This window comes from Polaromonas sp. P3_C2 (assembly GCF_056402675.1).
Map to the genome: position 1 here is coordinate 1 of NZ_JBFUGX010000885.1, position 1,435 is coordinate 1,435.

The 1,435-nt window shown below is 69.1% G+C and carries 1 protein-coding gene; it reads left to right on the forward strand.

What is annotated here, in order from left to right; translation table 11 throughout:
* A partial coding sequence (locus tag AC1DWI_RS23040) for an FtsX-like permease family protein (RefSeq protein WP_477725901.1) occupies nt 1-1,435 on the forward strand: 1,435 nt, incomplete at both ends.

Sequence of the window (1,435 nt, forward strand, 5' to 3'; positions counted from 1 at the left end):
GCATCGCGCTGGGCTCCGGCCTGGCTGCGCTGGCGCTGCGGCTGCTGGGCGGGGACCTGGGGGGCGGCTACTTTTCCGGCGTCGCACCTACCCTGCAATGGAACGGCTGGGCCGCACTCACTTACGGCGCGCTGGGAATTGCCGCCGCCGGCGTGGGCGGCTGGTGGCCGGCTCGTGCGGCGCAAAAACTGCCGCCCGCGCAAACCCTCAAGGGCCTCGGCGCCGCGGCAGGCACCGGCAGCGGCCACTGGTTCAGTATCATTTTGATAGCTGCCGGCGCTCTGCTGGCGCTGGTTCCACCGCTGTTTGGCATTCCACTGGCGGCCTACGTGTCGGTGGGCTTGCTGCTGGTCGGCGGCATCACCGCCTTGCCCTGGCTGATTTCGCTGATCTACAACCGGCTCAGCCCCTGGGTCGCCCACCGGCTGCTGCCGCTGCTGGCCGTGGAGCGTGCGCGCCGCGTGCGCGAAAGCGCCGCGGTGGCCGTGAGCGGCGTGGTGGCATCACTGAGCCTGGCCGTGGCGCTCACGGTGATGGTGACCAGCTTTCGCGAGTCTGTAACGCAATGGCTGGACGTGGTGCTGCCGGCAGACCTGTATGTGCGCACGGCGCTGGGAACCTCCGCCAGCGATACGGCGTATTTCTCGCCGGAGTTTGTGGATGCGCTGGGCCGCCTGCCCGGCGTGGCGCGGGTGGGCAGCCTGCGCACCACGCAGCTGCTGCTGGATACCGCCAGGCCCAGCGTCACCCTGATCGCCCGCCCGCTGGACAACCCGGCCACCGCGCTGCCGCTGGTGGGCCAGGCATTGCCGGTGCCGCCCGGGCACATCGGCATCTACGTGAGCGAGCCGATGGTGGACCTGTACGCGGCACGCCCAGGCACCGTCTTTCGCCCACTTTCACAAGCTTTTATGGCTCTAGACCAATCAGGATCTGCGCGATCTGCTCCTGATTTAATAGCAAGCAAGGTGGGATCCGRRACGCCCGTGTTTTATGTGGCGGGCGTCTGGCGCGACTACGCACGCCAGTTCGGCGCCATCGCCATGGCCCATGCGGACTTCGAACGCCTGACCGGCGACCGGCGCACCAACGACCTCGCGCTGTGGCTGAMGGARGGCGCCAGCGACAGCCAGGTGCAGCAGGCCGTGCGCGGCCTKGCCGARCAGCAGTCCGGTGCCGGCGCGCTGCTGGAGCTGGCCTCCGTCAGCCAGCTGCGCGCCACATCGCTCCGGATTTTTGACCGCAGTTTTGCCGTCACCTACTGGCTGCAGGGCGTGGCGATCGCCATCGGCCTTTTCGGCGTGGCCGCCAGCTTCAGCGCCCAGGTGCTGGCACGCCGCAAGGAGTTTGGCCTGCTGGCGCACCTCGGGCTGACACGCCGGCAAATCCTGGCCGTGGTGGCCGGCGAAGGCGCAGCCTGGACGGTGATAGGCGC